Source organism: Rhizobium sp. SVR5-9E (assembly GCF_056755095.1).
Genome location: NZ_JBNDHS010000035.1, coordinates 42,600 through 57,010, shown reverse-complemented (window position 1 = coordinate 57,010; position 14,411 = coordinate 42,600). Strand labels below are relative to the sequence as shown.

General features: G+C 55.2%; 12 protein-coding genes and 1 pseudogene. 2 read left to right on the top strand and 11 right to left on the bottom strand.

All coding sequences use genetic code 11. The features are described 5' to 3' along the window. From ACPYOJ_RS17135 to ACPYOJ_RS17105, 7 genes and pseudogenes are all read right to left on the bottom strand, one after another. A pseudogene (locus tag ACPYOJ_RS17135) lies at positions 1-793 on the bottom strand (hypothetical protein); the annotation flags it as partial. Positions 794-833: 40 nt separating this feature from the next. Next, on the bottom strand, positions 834-1,979 hold the full coding sequence (locus tag ACPYOJ_RS17130) for a glycosyltransferase (protein WP_481417332.1): 1,146 nt from the start codon (positions 1,977-1,979) through the stop codon (positions 834-836). Positions 1,980-2,325: 346 nt separating this feature from the next. After that, positions 2,326-2,526, bottom strand: coding sequence for a KTSC domain-containing protein (locus tag ACPYOJ_RS17125; protein ID WP_481417331.1), 201 nt, complete (start codon positions 2,524-2,526; stop codon positions 2,326-2,328). Between the two features lie 158 nt (positions 2,527-2,684). After that, on the bottom strand, positions 2,685-3,521 hold the full coding sequence (locus ACPYOJ_RS17120) for a glycoside hydrolase family 16 protein (RefSeq protein WP_481417330.1): 837 nt from the start codon (positions 3,519-3,521) through the stop codon (positions 2,685-2,687). 39 nt (positions 3,522-3,560) lie between these two features. After that, positions 3,561-4,685, bottom strand: a complete 1,125-nt coding sequence (locus ACPYOJ_RS17115; protein ID WP_168829705.1) for a glycosyltransferase family 4 protein — start codon at positions 4,683-4,685, stop codon at positions 3,561-3,563. A 242-nt stretch (positions 4,686-4,927) separates the two neighbouring features. Then, the gene (locus tag ACPYOJ_RS17110) at positions 4,928-7,234 is read right to left on the bottom strand and encodes a polysaccharide biosynthesis tyrosine autokinase (RefSeq protein ID WP_481417329.1); all 2,307 of its coding nucleotides are present in this window, start codon (positions 7,232-7,234) and stop codon (positions 4,928-4,930) included. Between the two features lie 9 nt (positions 7,235-7,243). Next, positions 7,244-8,146, bottom strand: a complete 903-nt coding sequence (locus ACPYOJ_RS17105; protein WP_481417328.1) for a glycosyltransferase family 4 protein — start codon at positions 8,144-8,146, stop codon at positions 7,244-7,246. A gap of 553 nt (positions 8,147-8,699) precedes the next feature. On the opposite strand from ACPYOJ_RS17105, the gene ACPYOJ_RS17100 reads away from it, so the two are divergent. Then, positions 8,700-9,575, top strand: coding sequence for a glycosyltransferase family 2 protein (locus ACPYOJ_RS17100; RefSeq protein ID WP_481417327.1), 876 nt, complete (start codon positions 8,700-8,702; stop codon positions 9,573-9,575). Here ACPYOJ_RS17100 and ACPYOJ_RS17095 read toward each other — a convergent pair whose 3' ends face one another. From ACPYOJ_RS17095 to ACPYOJ_RS17080, 4 genes are all read right to left on the bottom strand, one after another. Continuing rightward, positions 9,576-9,872 (bottom strand): hypothetical protein, encoded by a 297-nt coding sequence (locus ACPYOJ_RS17095; protein ID WP_481417326.1) that lies wholly within the window; start codon positions 9,870-9,872, stop codon positions 9,576-9,578. A gap of 98 nt (positions 9,873-9,970) precedes the next feature. Continuing rightward, positions 9,971-11,020: a hypothetical protein gene (locus tag ACPYOJ_RS17090; protein WP_481417325.1), complete on the bottom strand. Its 1,050-nt coding sequence runs from the start codon at positions 11,018-11,020 to the stop codon at positions 9,971-9,973. A gap of 94 nt (positions 11,021-11,114) precedes the next feature. Further along, the gene (locus ACPYOJ_RS17085; RefSeq protein WP_481417324.1) at positions 11,115-12,074 is read right to left on the bottom strand and encodes an NAD-dependent epimerase/dehydratase family protein; all 960 of its coding nucleotides are present in this window, start codon (positions 12,072-12,074) and stop codon (positions 11,115-11,117) included. 489 nt (positions 12,075-12,563) lie between these two features. Continuing rightward, positions 12,564-12,764: a hypothetical protein gene (locus tag ACPYOJ_RS17080; RefSeq protein ID WP_481417323.1), complete on the bottom strand. Its 201-nt coding sequence runs from the start codon at positions 12,762-12,764 to the stop codon at positions 12,564-12,566. A 563-nt stretch (positions 12,765-13,327) separates the two neighbouring features. On the opposite strand from ACPYOJ_RS17080, the gene ACPYOJ_RS17075 reads away from it, so the two are divergent. Then, a complete protein-coding gene (locus tag ACPYOJ_RS17075; RefSeq protein ID WP_481417322.1) occupies positions 13,328-14,395 on the top strand; it encodes an NAD-dependent epimerase/dehydratase family protein in 1,068 nt (355 codons plus the stop codon). The last annotated feature ends 16 nt before the right edge of the window (positions 14,396-14,411 follow it).

The window sequence follows — 14,411 nt, the reverse complement described above, 5'->3', positions numbered from 1 at the left end:
AGAACACAAACAGACCGACATAGGAGGCCGATGAGGTTGATAGCCAGATAAACACCAAAAGAAGCACGAGGGTAGCCTGTACCCATCCGCTGCGGACGTATGACTGAGGCATGGCGCGCCGGAAAAAGTAGATCGCCGAAAGGAAGGTCAGCGTCATGCCGCCGAAGGCGGATGCTTCGGGCATCAACCCGACGACTCGCTTGCTGCCCAGGATCTCGGCATCGGTCAGAAGCGAATATGTCGCCGTCCGGAAGGGTTCAAGCAGCGGACCGATTGGCGCGTACTGGCTGGCAAAATCGAGGGCGCCGGCGACAACCATGATAGCGCCCCCGATACAGAGCGCCCGAAGAGCATGTTGGCGGGCTGCGCGCTCGCGCAGGACGAAGGTGAAGGCACAAACCGTCAGAACTGAAATCGTCATATAGACCAGTTGCGATATGTTCTGGCTGGTGGGCTCCAAAAAGGCGGCTGTGGAAATCAGATCGACTTTCAGCGGAATGACTTCCACCTGCCGTGCGAACAGCCGGGGCATGAACATCGTCGTCACCAATGCAACGAGCCAGAACAAGAGGAGAACGGTCAAGCGCTGTGGCTTCACCACGATCGATGCCATGAAATCGATCGCCTTGTACGACAGAAATACGCGCGCAATCAGCAGCAGTCCTGCCATGGGCGCGGGCGTGAGGGTCATGCCCGCCGAAAGTGCGGGCGGAACAACCGCGAACGCGCCGAAGGGTAGGGAGATAAAAAGAAGATAAATGATCGCAACCGGGCCGATTGCGATGCAGGTCACGGCTCCGAGCCAGAATATAGCGATCGGAAGACTGTCCAATTCAGTTTAAGCTCTTGGGGTTCGCCGGGACCGGAAATTTCGCGATAACCGCACCGACGCTATCGTCGCGCAACTTGAACCTTTTGACGGGCGCCAGTTCGGAGCGATCCATGGCATTGTTCACGAACATCGTAAGTTCCTGCCGGAACCGCGCGGTATTGAACGACTGCGCGTGACGTTGGATCTCCTCCGGCTCGAACAGGTGCTGGTTTGCCTCGAAGGAAACAATCGCTTCGCAGAGCGAACTGCTTGTTTGCTCGGCGAAGAACCAGCCGGTCTTGCCTTCGATAACCGTTTCGAGAGCTCCACCGCGGGCGTAGGCAATCACCGGTCGGCCGCTCGCCATCGCCTCCAATGGTACAATGCCGAAATCCTCTATGCCCGGGTAGAGCAGCGCCTTGCAGTGCGACAGGTGATATTCCATCGTCGCGTCGTCCACCTTCTCGTGAAAGGTGACGCTGGGGCCGGCTTTCGCTTTCAACTGTTTGGTTGCTCCGGAACCGAGCACGATCAGCTTGCGGCCCAGTTTTGTGCAGGCTTCAACCGCGAGCTCCACTTTTTTGTACGGGGTAATCTGGCCCGCGCACAGATAGTAGTCATCGACCTCGCGGGCGATGCAGAAGCGCTCGACGCTGACCGGAGGGTGGATGACCGATGCATCGCGGCGGTAGAATTTCCGGATGCGCTGCGCGACAAAGGCCGAATTGGCAACGAAATGATCCACTCGCGTCGCGCTCGCCAGGTCCCATTGGCGTAGCATGGGAAACGTCATTTGCATGACGAACCGGGACACTCTTCCTGCATTGTTCTGATACTGCTGGGAGCAATCCCAAAGGTATCTCATCGGCGAATGGCAATAACAAATATGCACGGCATCCGGCCGCGTGACGATGGATTTTGCCGGACCTGCCTCGCTTGAAATGACAAGATCGTAGCCGGTCAGATCGAAGGCCTCGAGGGCGAAGGGCATGAGCGGCAGCATTTTTTGATAATGCTTTGCGCCGCCGATCTTTTGCAGGAATGAAGTTTTTATCGGGTGACGCAGAATTGTCGGCGAGATCGCTTTCCTGTCTATGACAAGGGTGAAAATGTCGGCGTCGGGGAAAAGCCTACACATTTCTTCAAGGACTTTTTCACCGCCGCGCATTCCTACTAGCCAATAGTGAACTAGCGCAACTTTCATCTTCCCCCCGAATCCACGCTACCCGTGACGACCGACGAACCAAAGATTTGTCAGTTTAACGTCTCACAAACAAAGTCTATTAACAAGTACTTTACAAAGCTTAAATTGAATTATTTTCTGCTTTACGTTGCTTTGTTACATTTACGACCGAATGGCTGCTTTGCGTCGTACATGGCAAGAAAGTAACTCATCTAGCGAGATGGCTCGGATATAAATCCGTAATACTTGTAATTATTCCAGAATACACAAGCCATGCACGCGCGATTTGCTTCAAAAGCACGGGAATTGGCTCATCAACGAATCCGCCAAGTTAAAGACTTCGATATTTTCCGCGGATCTCGTTGGAGTAAAAATGACCGGGAGACCTGGCCGCGGCCAATTTTTTCACGACGCTCGCTGGAACGTCCTGATATTCACGCCTTTGTCCGTTGGACATGAATATTCGCAGCCTTTGGGTTTTCTCGTCATATGCGATGGCATCGATGAGTTTCGAGTTGAGGGTTGTTTCCATCTTGCCCTGCAGAGTTCTCTCCATTAACGAGAAGGATAATTCCCGCCGGTTCAATAGCAAGAGGAGATGTTTTAAAAAGAAACTTTTGGCGAATAATATATCCTATCGGCGTACGCCGATATTATTCGACTATAGCGCTAAATACTAGCCTTCATTCTTCAACTTGGCGGGCAAAGTGATCTTTCAGACTCAGACTTGAACTTGTAAGCATGAATATAATCGATCGCCATGACAGACGGGTTCGGCGTCTGATCGATTGGCCAGCCTGAACCGAGCGCCAAGTTCGCCATCAACAGCAACGGCATCTTGTGAGTCTCGGGGGTCTTCACCTTCCAGATCTCCCCTCGATCGAAATAGTAGGTAATATTTTCCGGATCGACCTGGACACCATAGGTGTGAAACTCCTTGGTCAGGCTCTCCGGTTCAACTTTGGTGTGGTGCAACTCGTGATCGCTGCGCACGGGATTTTTGTGCCAGATATGGTAGGCGGATTGGAAGGAGGCGGGATCATGACCGTAGTACTCGATCACATCCACTTCCAAGCTCGGCTCCTGACGATCGCGCGGCTCGCTGGTGCCCAGCCAAAAGGCGGGCCAAACGCCGGGACCCGATGGAAGCTTCGTGCGGATCTCGAAGTATCCATATTGTAGCGCGAAGCCCTTAGTATTGGGGTCTGCCGAAGCCAGGAGCCCGGACCGCCATTTCCCGGTATCGTCCTTGCGGGCAGTGATATAGGCGATACCGTCTTTGAGCGTGAACGGAAAATTCTCCCCCGGATCGGTAAACTGAGCGTCACCGAAGTCCCCGTTCCATGGCGTATGCGCGATCCAGCGTTTGTCCCCGATGTCCCATGCGGCGATACTCAGGTCGTTGAAGTCCTCCATGAATGCCGGCTCCAGCGGACAAAGGTCGAGATGCCCAGCTTCGGCCGACGCGGCAGGTTTGGCGGCAACGATGGATACGGACGCCAGAAACACAAAACTCCCGAAACGCATGTCAGATACTCCCGTTAACTGAAGCGATATGATGGATCGTTAGCTCGCGATCTGAAGCAAATCCTTGGTTAGATCGACGTGGCGACGAATGTAGGAGCCACAGCCGAGCTCAGCCGATGAGGCACGTCTCTGGGCAGCGAGCGCGAGCTCTTCCATCAGTTTTGGCTGTCTTCCGACGCGTGTAACGGCGGATGCTATGGCTGCGGGATCGGACGGCGGGAGATAAACGACCGCGTCGTCGTCGAAATAGGCCCGCAGGCCGCCGGTGTCGGTTGCGATGATCGGCAAACCCATCAGGGCCGCCTCCTGCAGAACAGTGATCCCGCTCGCATGCTTGTTCGGTTTCAACGGAACAAGCATCAGCGTCGCCTCTTCGAAAAGGCGCTGTAGTTCCAGGTTGTCGGCGACCTCGAGGATCCTCACGTTTCGCGTGCCCGGGGAAATCTGCGGACGGGCAGTCGAGGAGACGATCGTCAGTTCCACATCGGATCGGCCGGCAAGTGCGCGAACCGCGACATCCCAATCACGATGCCGGTCGTTACCCAGGCTTAACACACGAATTGGGTGGGCCGGCCTGATCTCGATCGGCATTCGCTTTTCGTTCGGTATCCCGAAAAGCACGACTTCCACGCGCGTGTTGGGAAACAATTCCCGCGCTATCTTTGCGTTTTCAGGAGAATGCACCGTCAGGAGGTCGATCTCACGGATCAGCCACCGGTAAAGCATGCGATGCGGACGCGGAAGCCTCCTCCACCGGTCAAGTAGCCAGACGGCCTGGCCGATGATCTTTGGCCGCTTTTCCGATGGGGGCCTCGTGAATTTCAGCAAGGCCGAAACTGCCAGAAACTGGGACTCGGTATGTGTCCACACAACGTCCGCAGCAAGCATAGCCTTGGCGTTACGCCTGGCATGAATCAGGTCGAAGCCAAGGATTACCCGCAGCGCCAGGCGAAAAGCTTTACTGGCAAAACCCTCTGCCGCCGCGCTCGAGAAGCGGACGTCGCATCCCATGAGGTTTGCCCGGGCATAGCCGTACGGAGAGGGGTCGTTGATCCCGACAAGCGTCTTGTCCTTCCAGCGCCGGTTCCACTCGTGGGCATCGTGTCCTGCAGCCAGGTGTACAAATACGTTAATTCGCTGCTTCTTGGACGCAAGACTTTTCATGGCCACCGCGCTCCTGTTGCTAGCGAGAGAAAAGGCGTTACGCAGGCACACGGCGAGACTCACCTCGCCGTCGTCCAATGAGCCAACGGCAAAGGTGAGCCCCATCCCTCCCCCCGGAAACAAACTAGGCGTCAAAGCACCGGATCCCCTTCCGCATGCATCAACGAAGTCTAAATATTAAGGCGACTGCAAACTACAATACACTTTGATAAAGTCAATGCATACTGTTCCCTATTATCAGATCAGCTTCTGTAATAATTGTTATATCTTGAGTAATAGTATTCCGACGATCCATAAGCGCGATAGAGTTTAAGCCGCTTTGTATCAACCTTATTGAGAACGGCACCAACACATTTGCCGGTAATCTCTGTTTCCGTAAGAAGCGCGCTCTTCACCATGCGCCTTGATGTCCGTCCCCATTCGACAACCAAGACAAAGCTGCTGATACGCGAAGCGATCGCCCGGGCATCGACGACCGGCCCAAGGGGCGGCAGATCGATCACGACATACTCGTACTGTTTGGTCAGTTTGTTGAGCAATGCTGTCATTGCCGGCGACGCTAGCAAGTCGGCCGAATTGGGGATCCGCCGCTTGATGACCGAAGGCAAAAAGGCAAGTCCTGTCTTGGGGTCGGTCAAAAGCGCTCTTTCGATTGGGACGTTGTCCATGACGACGTCCACCAGACCGACTTCCGCTTCGCTGCCGAGAAGCCGGGTCGAGCCGGGGTTGCGCAAATCCGCATCGATCAAGACAACCTTTGTGCCTTGCGAAGCCAGCAGCGACGCGAAATTTATGGCAACGGTTGATTTTCCTTCACCCGGCAGCGCTGATATGAACCCTACGACCTTGCGGATGTCGTTCATGGCAGCAAGATCGATGGCGATTTTTGAACTTCTGAGCGTTTCGGCAAACATCGACATCGGGTTGCTCGTGGCATATTCCGTGATCGAGTTCAGCGATTGGATTTCACGTACCGAGTCTTCGCGGTCCCTCTGGTCGTCAGAGATGGTTCGCGTGACCTTACGCGATGGAATAATGGGCGCCGAGCCGAGATATTCGACGCCCAGTTCCTCACGCACCTGTTCCGCCGTCCTGAAGAAGCGGTCGCGAACTTCGCGGATGGCCCCTACTCCCGTTCCGAAAATGGCCCCTAGGAAGCCGGCGAGCGCGACAATCAGCGACTTTTGCGGATGGCTCGGCGCCGTCGGAACTTCGGCCCGCTCGATGATGCGCGCCTCCGTTGCGGGGAAGGATTGTTCCTGGACAGATTCGTGATACCGCTGCAGGAATGTCTCGTGCAGTTTGCGGTAGGCATCGGCCTGCCGCTCGAGCTCGCGCAGCTGGACCTGGTTCTTGTTTGCTTCCGTGGCAACGTTTTCGGCTTGAGTGACGCTGTTTGACAATTCGCGCTCGCGCGCTTCCGCGACACCCAGTTCGCTCTCATAGCTTTCGGCAATTCGGCCAAGCTCCGTAAACATCAGCCGTTGATACTCAGCCATCTCCTGACGCAGCCGCACTGCCTGGTAGTGGTCTTCCCCAAAGCGGCTGACAATGTCTGCTTCCAGTTTCGAGGCGAGTAGGTATTTTGCTCTGAGATCGTTCGAGATCGGACTTTGCAGGACCTCGGAGACAATCCCCTCGCTATTTCCCTTCGCCAGGATAGCCCTGATGCGCTCGAGGCGAGCTCGCGCCTGGGCGGTGTCGGAACGGGCGACGATCAATGCGCTGTTCAACTCAGACAGCTGCTGGTCGCTGACCAACTTTCCATCCGACGTCACGAGCCCCTTCTTCTCCCGGAACATCTGCACTGCAAGGTCGGAGTCGGTTGCCAGCTTGCCGAGATCCGCGATGCGTTCCTGCAGCCAATCGCTCGTTCGTCTTGTCGCTTCGAATTTCGAGTTGAGTTTGTCGACCATATAGACGTCGGCAAAGGTGCTCGCCACTTTAGCCGCCATTTCGGGTGAAGGCGATGTGTAGTAAAGGGAGAGAACGTAAGAGCGGCCAACGCGCGCAACCGACATGTTCTGTTCTACGATGCCTACGGCCCGGCGACGCCGGTTTTCTATAGACTCTTCTGTCGCTGGAGCAGGATCGAGAATGTGGATCGCCCGGCCAAGCGATACGATCGAGCCAATCGCAGCCCGTGCCAAACTCTCTTTCTGCTGCGCAAGAAATGCCGGATCCTCGGCGAGATCGAGCTTGTCGACGACGGCGTAGGCGATCGCCTTCGATTTTAGGAGTTCGACCTCACTGATGACTGAACTGTCATCTTCGAGCGAGGTGCCGATTGTTGTCAGCTGGCCGACGAGATTGCCCTCCTGCCTGTCGATAAGGACACTCGTGGAGGCGGTAAAGAGCGGCTCTGCCCGCTTAACATAAAAGATGCTGCCGGCCACAAACAACACCGTGAAAATCGCGGCAACGCGCCATTGGCGCCGCACGACGGCAAAGAAGCGCTCGATGTGCGCGTTGTCGTTACTGTCGAGCTCACGCGGCGCAAGCTTTTCGAGGCGCTGTGACAGGATCGATTTGCGGAGGCTCTCGTTCAACCGTGACTCCTAATCTCTACGTTCATCGACAAGAAGGTCCAGAAGCGCCTTGGCGGACGCGTCCCAGGAAAACAGCGCTGCCCGGCGAAATCCCTTTTGCCGAAGCTCCTCAGCCAAAACTGGACTGCCCAGCAACTGCGTAATCTGGGCTACCCACTCCCCAGGCACGTGCGGATCCGCACTCAGCGCAGCATTGCCGCAGACCTCCGGAAGCGCGCCACAGGGGGCGATGATCGCGGCACAGCCAAGCGCCATTGCCTCAAGGGGCATCAGCCCAAATCCTTCCGTCAGCGACGGGCAGGCAAAGGCTGTGGCATTTTTCAGCAAACCCGCCAATTCCCGGTCCGTCACCTTGCCGAGAAAGCGGACATTTGCGGGAATGCGATAACCGCGCCCGGTGAAGTCGGCAGCGCTTGCCGAGCCGAACAAGACGAGAGTGTGCCCGGCGAGCCGCTCGTCCTCAAAGGCCCTGAGAAGGAGACCGATATTCTTGTGCGGCTGGGTATTGGCAAGAGAAACCGTGAAATTGTCTTCCTGGAGCCCGAACTTCTCAAGCACAAACGGATCTGCTTCGAGTGACAGGACATGGTCACAACCGTTCGGAATGCAATTGATCTTGCCGCGCGGGGCAATTTTCAAGGCGACGAGTTCATTGAGTGAAAATTGCGAGACCGTCAAAACACGCCGGTGCAAACGGCCCATGATCGGCTGCGCCACCTTGTACCATAAGCGGAACAATGCGCCATAGGATCCCGGGGCGGTGTAGACTTGAGCATCATGCACCATGGTAAAGGCATCGCGCTTGAGAAGCGGCGCGGCGTTGCAAAGGCTGACAAGCGTGCCGCCTCTGGATGCCTTCAGCAGCTCGATCTGCTCCCAGTACTGGCCGCTTCGTGATCCGACCTCGCGCACGGAAATAAATCGAAAGTCGGGCGCAGCTCTAATACCCGGCGGATGGAGCAACTCAACAGAGAAGTTCGGGCATCCGCCTGCGCTGTATTGTGCCAAAATACGATCCAGCGCCTTGACTAGCTCGACGGCAGTCCGCTGTACACCAGAGAACTGCGCGCCCAGGAACCTACCATTGATATAGATCGGCCGTGTCATGCTGTAACAATCCGTGGCAGCGTCTTTGAGGTGTTTTGGTCAGTAAGGCAAAACAATCGGCAGCTCGTCTTTAGCATTTCATGCAAGCAAGCTCACCCCTAACGCTTGGTGCCGGAGTTTACCTAAGAACTCTCACAAAGGTAGTATTCCGCCATACTTTACCGTCAGCCGCGGCTATTAAGTCTAGATAATCATCATCTACAGAATATGTCCAATTATATTTATTCGAATTATCATCTGACTAATTTATCTAGACTTTTTTATCTTTTGCATTATCAATAAATACAGAAATGCCGACTGCGGCGAGCGATGTCGGAGTGAGTGGAATGTTTTCTGTAGATCTCACTGAGGGGAAGGCATGCGAATTGCCGTAGGTTTTGCCTCATCCAACCGCCGTCATATCTTGACCAAGACAGTTCTCGGGTTGTCGCGTCAAACGCGCCTTCCGGATCAAATTTTGATCAGCCCCGGAAAGCCGGAGGATGTCGATGAAGTGGCGCTGCGTTCATCGGAAATTCCGATTAGCGTGCTGAGCGGCCCGCCTGGCTTGCCCGCACAAAGAAACACAATCATCGAAGCATGCGATGCCGATATCGTGATTTTCTTCGATGACGATTTTTTACCGGCACCCGACTTTGTCGCACAAACGGCGCAGCTATTCGCCAAGGTACCTGGAATTGCCGTGGCAACCGGCACAGTGATCGCCGACGGTATCCTCGGCCCCGGTTGGGACTATGCCGAGGGCGAGGAAATACTCGAGAAGGCACCCACAGCCATCACAAACGAATTTGTCGACGTCCATAATGCATACGGATGCAATATGATCATCCGTATGGAGCCGGTCAGAACGAATTCTCTGCGCTTCGATGAAAATCTCCCCCTGTACGCCTGGTGGGAAGATGTCGATTTCTCACGTCAGCTGGCGCCGTTCGGGCGGATCGTCCGTGCCTCTGCTCTAAGGGGAGTACATCTCGGCTTCAAGCGCTCTGGCCGCACGCCGGGACGCAGGCTGGGCTACTCCCAAGTCGCAAATCGCGTTTATCTGGTTCGCAAGGGGACTGTATCCTCGCGCCACGCCTGGGCCGGGATCCTGCGCAATCTGCTGGCCAACCTTGCACACGTCTTCAGGCCCGAGCCCTGGGTCGACCGGCGTGGCCGCCTTGCCGGAAATATCCGCGCGCTCTGTGATCTCGTCAAAGGCGATATTAAGCCAAGCAAGATCCTGGAGCTCTAGCTAGTCAGGCCCCAGCCTTGAAGCCGAAGTGGCACTCTCTGCCGTTGCGGCAGAAAGATCGGCAACCGTGATCCAGACCCTGCCGTCGAAGGCGACTCCACCCTTCTCAACCTTTCGGCTCGCAATCTGCTCTATGACTTCGAGATGTTCGAGACAGTCGTCGCCCCGGCTTTCGGCGGGAATCAAATGCGCGTCGCCCCATACGCAAACCACGTAACGCGTTCGTCCGTCGCCCATGATGATCAGAGTGTGATCGCCATATTGCGTTATCTTGCCGGGCAAAGTCGAAAGCTGCATTCTAGCCTCCTCAAGCCAAGGGCAGCGTATTTCCGGCGGGATGCGAGATGATCGCTGCCGCTTGAAGGCACGCCCCTGTCCCAGTCTGTTCAGCGCGGTCAAAGCACCGGTGCGTACACGAAGCTTACGACCGACGTCGGATGGGGCGTTGCTTTCCACTGCTTACGCGATCGCACGAGACCATCCCAAGCAGCTTGCCCATGCTGGCGGTAATCATCGGGCCCCATCACGAACTTGCCCCGCCCTTCCCCATGTTCGAACGCTCGCGAGATCATAAGTTTCAACAGGTGCGATGAGGCGGTCGGATGTGCCCCTTCGGCTGCCGATTCCAGGTAGTAGCTGTTACGGCCAAATTCGATGCCGAGATAACGCGCGATCGGCAGCGATTTGTTCGCAAGGCAAACCGAAAACGTATACCTGGCGGTAGCCAACGTACGAAACGCGGAACGGAGCAGCAGACCAGCAAGAGAGGCTCTCACGCCCTTGCGGCAGAAAAGCCGATAGCGCAGGAGTTGAAGAGGAAAAAGGTCGACAAAGACGCCAGCACTCCTCTGCTCGTGAACCACGAGCTGGTCGTAAGTCGCCGCCGCCTTTTTGACATTCCGCCGCGCGTTTGTACTGACGGACTTGTAGTAATCCTCGAATGTCGGCCATTGGGAAAAGTCGATTGCCTGCACATCGACACTCCGGGCGTTCAGATTGCCGACGCCGGCAAGCCCGCGAATTTCCTCGGCGCGGCATGGCGCCAGCGTCCACTCGGATCCATACTGATAACGCCCAGGTCCCAGGTACTGCAATAATGCCTGCATGCATTCCGGCCAGAAGCTCTCAAACGCAGGCAGCAGCTGAATGGTGTCGGCAAATATGATGTGGCTTCGACCTTTTCCGACAGCACATTGGCCTATCTTGATTGGGTGCCGACCGACCTGCAGCATGAGTTCGAAGCGTTCAAGTCTGGAAAGGACATGATGCTCAAGCTGCCAAAGACTGGTTGCGGTGAAGCTGCATCGGAACGAGGCGTCGCAGGCCTTGGCAAAATCATCCCAAGCATCACCAGACGCCGCGAATTTTCGCGCGCATACCCTGACCGGTTCGCCCGATGTCTCCGAACCTTCGAAAGCAGCGGCAGAAATCTGATACTCGAACAACTACGCCCCCTACTACGCCCCAATTAGCTGCGCCTGCACTTCTCCCGAATTCTTGCCACCGGCTCTGCACCTTAAGCGAGAGGTCCCCACTCGCTCAGACGAAAGTGCCCCCTGTTTCCTTCTCCCAGCGAGCCAGAACGGGATCGAGGGACTTTGGAAAATTGAAACTGTTCCCCTCAAGCCACTTGGGATAGATATTCGTTGACCGAACAAGCTTCGTTACTCGGTCGGGATGAATCCCAACGTTGGCCACGCTTACCGGCCTGAGCATTGCTGCAACGACCGTGACGACGCCGCCGGGCAGCAGAAACTCACGCGTCTTCGGAAAGTAATTGCGAATAAGCGTCCCTACGATGTCTTCGAGGGTGTATCTATTTGGATACGCCGCGTTAAACAGGACGTAGCGTTCCGGCCGCCGATGCGCGAACGCGATCGCCTCCAGAAGATCTTCCACGTAAATGCACGCTTTGACCGTATCCTTGCGGCCCGGATAGACAAAAAATCCCTTCCGCAAGAGTTTCGCGAGACGCGTGAAGTTGCCGTCTTCTCCGGGCCCGAACACCACCGCCGGCCGAACGACGGTCAGCTTCCTGGCCTCATTGCGATGAAGCCAGTCTTCATGGACATGTTCAGCAAGGAGCTTGGAATAGCCGTAGGCGGAAACCGGGGCCGGAATGCTGTCTTCTGTTTTGATATCCTCGCTCGGGCCGTAGACCGAGATTGAACTGGTGAACACGATCTCGTCGACGCCGCAGTGCTCCGCAAGTTTTGTAACCTGCAGTGCGCCATTGATGTTGGTGTCATAGTACTCGTGGGTGGGATGCCCGGGCGTCGTGTGAACGGCCGCCAAATTGTAAAAGCGGTTAATCGGGCCCTCGAGCGCGAGATTGGACAGGTCGCGCACGTCAGCAAGCCTGTAGTCTACTCCGTCGAAGACGTGGCGCGGCGGCCTCTTATCGACCGAAATAACATGATCGCCGGCCGCCACGAGATGGCGGATGAGGTGTGTTCCGATAAATCCCGATCCACCGAAAACAACATGCCTTTGCTGCATCACCTACCTCGATCCCGTTTATCTTCAGGATTCATGCGAGTAATGCCCCGCATAAAGACCAACCGTACTAATCTCGAGCGAGACGCCTGGCGGCTAATTAATTGTTAATACAATACCGGTTGAAATGAAAGTAGTATAGATGATTTTTGGTTAAGTAGGCTAAAGTTCAGGATTTGGTTCCTAAATTTTTTTATCTACAAGACTTCATAACAAGATCTGAAATCACCTTCCTTGAAACAAACACACCGAAGTTCTTTGAAGTTCTTTTAAGTTGTTCTATTATCGTTGAAATAGATAAAACACGCAGATCAACGGCTTAAAACTCGCCCGACGGCCTTGGATACCGCGTTTACTTTTACATACGTAAAGACGTGAGATACTCGAAGAACCCGGCCGAGTGAGTGCCGAGTACATCGAACTAAACAACTCGCTAATTAAGTCTGGGGGGTTAGGGCGATGGCATTTACACGGCGGCGGCCGGCCTGCCTCTCAGACGTCGTCATGGAAGTCGGGATAGACATCCGGCCGGAATATGGCCACGATCGCGATGGCAAGGAGAATTGGTGTCGCCAAGATCCGCAGTGCGCGTCCCGACCGGCTGCGCAATGACTCCATCAGCGGATGCCGCCGCGGGACATTCTCTTCACTGGCGTGATGGTGCGCGGCCGATTGATGTTTGGCAGAGGACACTCTCGAACTCCTGATTGGAGTTGCAAGAGTATGGGGCCGGGCCTCCACCGCAAGCGCTGCCGGAAGACGTGGTTAGCAGGATCTTGCCATTCCACGACTGACTGTAAAATCTCACATCTATATTACTCACCGTTTCTAAAAAAACGGGCAACGTCTCAGTTATACAACAATTGACGATATAATCTCCAACAGCACTGACCGTCATGATTTTCACAAATTTCATGTACATAGGATCAGGTTACATACCACTTTCACTGTAGTAAAAAGTTACTACGGGCTCCCGTTGACTAAAATAATGCTGTATGTACTACTATTACAAAGTCTACCCATTACCCAATTTTTATTTGAAGATGGAAAATGGGGTTGGCTATATCTTTTCGACTGACATTGCAGTGCGTTGGGAGTCGTTGCGTCATGACTGCTATAGTCGCCTTCATCGAACAGTTTTCTCACTTGAATGACGTAGCGTGTACTAATGGTCTTCCCCCGCAAACACCGGGGAGCGGCGGCACGTCGATGGATGCTTGCATTTTCACACTTGAGGGCTCGGGAGTTCGGTAACGATGAGAATACTGATCATTGGCAATATGGGTTACGTTGGGCCGGTCGTCGCAAAGTACCTGCGCACGGCGCGTCCTGATGCCGTCATTCACGGGTTTGACAATGCGTACTTCGCCCACTGCCTAACCGGCGTGACGGTGCTTCCCGAACGAAGCCTTGACGAGCAGTTTTATGGTGACGTCCGAGCGATCAGCAAGGACATGCTGAAAGGGTATGATACCGTTATTCAGCTCGCCGCCATTTCAAACGATCCGATGGGAAACCAGTTCGAGGCTGTGACCAAGGAAATCAATCAGGATTCCGCGGTTATGGTGGCCAGATATGCGGCAGAGGTTGGCGTGAAGAACTTCGTGTTCGCGTCCTCGTGCAGTGTCTATGGCATCGCGCAAGGCGGGCCGCGCAAGGAGACCGACGAGCTCAATCCGATTACCGCCTATGCCAAGTCGAAGATCGGTACGGAAAAAGAGCTGGAAAATCTCCGGACGGATATGGTCATCACGTGCCTGAGGTTCGCCACGGCGTGTGGCATGTCAGACCGGCTGCGTCTGGACCTCGTGCTCAATGATTACGTCGCCTGCGCTCTGACTCGCGGCGAGATCACCGTTCTTTCGGACGGTACGCCTTGGCGGCCGATGATCGATGTTGCCGACATGGCGCGCGCCATGGAATGGGCGATCGACCGAGTGGCAGAAAACGGCGGACGTTATCTCGCGGTGAATGCCGGCTCGAACCGAAGCAACTATCAAGTCAAGGATTTGGCAGAGGCAGTCGCCGCGGCCGTTCCTGGAACAAGGATTTCAATCAATCACAAAGCACCGGTTGATAGCCGCTCGTACCAGGCTGATTTCAGCCTGTACGAGCAGCTCGCGCCATCGCACCAGCCTGTGGTCGATCTAAATCAGTCCGTACAAAATCTCATCGCCGGGCTGACACGCATGAACTTCCAGGACGGTGACTTCCGAAGCTCCAATCTGATCCGTCTCGTTGTTCTGCAAGGGCATATCGCCAGCGAACGTCTCAACCGTGACCTGGAGTGGCAGAACGTCGAGACCGTGAGAGCGGCTCAATAAGTGGCGTAGAGGGGTG